Below are 1,695 nucleotides of genomic sequence, written 5' to 3'. Positions count from 1 at the left end.
CGGGAATTGGGAATAGCGATGCGCTGCATCAAGAGGTGCGACCCGAACGCGCCCCGCGTCGGCTTTGCCTCAAGGTGCGCGTTCGGGTCGCACCTTGAGCGAATTTAATTCTTAATGGTAAGAGCGCATCAGACAGGGAATCAATGTAAAAGAAAACTGTACCTCATAACTGCGGGAAACGCTATAGTATCATAGATCTAGAGATTAAATAGTAAATATAATTGATCATGGCCGATTCTAGTTCCTTAAATAAACCAACTGTCTACTCTTCTGATGCTCCAAGCTGTGATGAGTCCCTAGTTCATCTAGATAATGTGTGGCAGGTGCAGAGTAAGGTTCTAGCAACGGAAAAAGCGCAACAGATGGCAGAGTTTTTTAGCGTTCTTTCCGACCCCCATCGGCTAAAGTTGCTTTCAGCCCTCGCACAGCAAGAGCTTTGTGTCTGCGACTTAGCAGCGATAGTAAAAATGGGGGAATCGGCAGTATCTCATCAGCTACGAGTATTGCGATCGCAAAAGCTAGTCAAATATCGCCGTCAAGGTCGCAACGTTTACTACAGCCTTGCCGATGAACATATTGTGACTTTTTATCGAGAGGTAGCTCAACACCTTGATCAAGGTTGATTATTGAGCACAGATAGGGGAAGAAGTAATATAGCAATTCTACGCCTTGTGAGGTACATATTTCCGGGTTTTAGGGACTATTAAGCCTTGTATATGCGAACAGATAAAAAATAATTGGTACCTCATAGTAATGAAAAATACTGTCAATAATTTATTTTGCACAGCTACTTACTATATAATTTGAATTATCTTTCGTCTGAATAGTCTTTCAGATATTCAGGAGATGTTCACAGTTAGATATTGCTATGGCAGAACACCATCATCATCAAGACTGCTGCAAGTCTGGGCATTGCATTGAAGCCGTTGCTGAGGTGACAACCCATGATGACTGCTGCGGCAACAGTCAAGGACAGGAGGTGACAACCCATGATCACTGCTGCGGGAACAGTCAAGGAAAGGAGGTGACAACTCATGATGACTGCTGCGGGAACAGTCAAAGACAGGAGGTGACAACCCATGATGACTGCTGCGGGAACAGTCAAGGAAAGAATGAATTTAACTTGTGGCGCGAGTTAAGAGCGGTCGCGATCGCTACTCCCCTTTTGTTAATCGGACTGATTTTTCAAGATAGTTTACATCAGACTCCTTTTGGCATAGCTGAATATGCCATCTTGATTCCTGCTTACTTACTCTGTGGTTGGGGAGTGCTAACCACTGCGGGGCGAAATATCTTACAGGGTCGGATTTTTGACGAAAACTTTCTGATGACCATTGCCACCATAGGCGCGATCGCTATTCACGAACTACCGGAAGCAGTGGGGGTGATGTTGTTTTACCAGGTGGGAGAATTGGTACAGGGGTCTGCGGTGGGGCGATCGCGTCGTTCGATTCGAGCCTTGCTGGAAGTGCGTCCCGATACTGCTAATCTGCTAGTTAACGGCGAGATAAAAACCGTTTCCCCTGATCAAGTTGCTGTTGGAGAAATGATTCGGGTACGCCCTGGGGAGAAAGTTCCCCTGGACGGTGAGATTATTAAAGGAAGTTCGCAACTGGATACGTCTGCCCTCACAGGAGAATCACTCCCCCGTACGGTTGTAACAGGAGATCTGGTGTTAGCAGGGATGATTAACCA

Annotated in this window: 2 protein-coding genes; both read left to right on the top strand. The window is 46.1% G+C overall.

What is annotated here, in order from left to right:
- Window positions 1-227: 227 nt before the first annotated feature.
- Complete coding sequence (locus F6K37_RS41225) at window positions 228-623, top strand: ArsR/SmtB family transcription factor (RefSeq protein WP_008181489.1); 396 nt, start codon at window positions 228-230, stop codon at window positions 621-623.
- A gap of 245 nt (window positions 624-868) precedes the next feature.
- Window positions 869-1,695 (top strand): P-type ATPase actuator domain-containing protein (locus F6K37_RS41220; protein WP_502887837.1); only part of this gene is annotated, 827 nt, incomplete at its 3' end.

Origin of the sequence: Moorena sp. SIO4E2 (assembly GCF_010671945.1) — a bacterium.
GTDB classification, from domain to species: domain Bacteria; phylum Cyanobacteriota; class Cyanobacteriia; order Cyanobacteriales; family Coleofasciculaceae; genus Moorena; species Moorena producens.
Note: the sequence above shows the minus strand (reverse complement) of the source record. Positions and strands in the feature narration are given on the sequence as shown.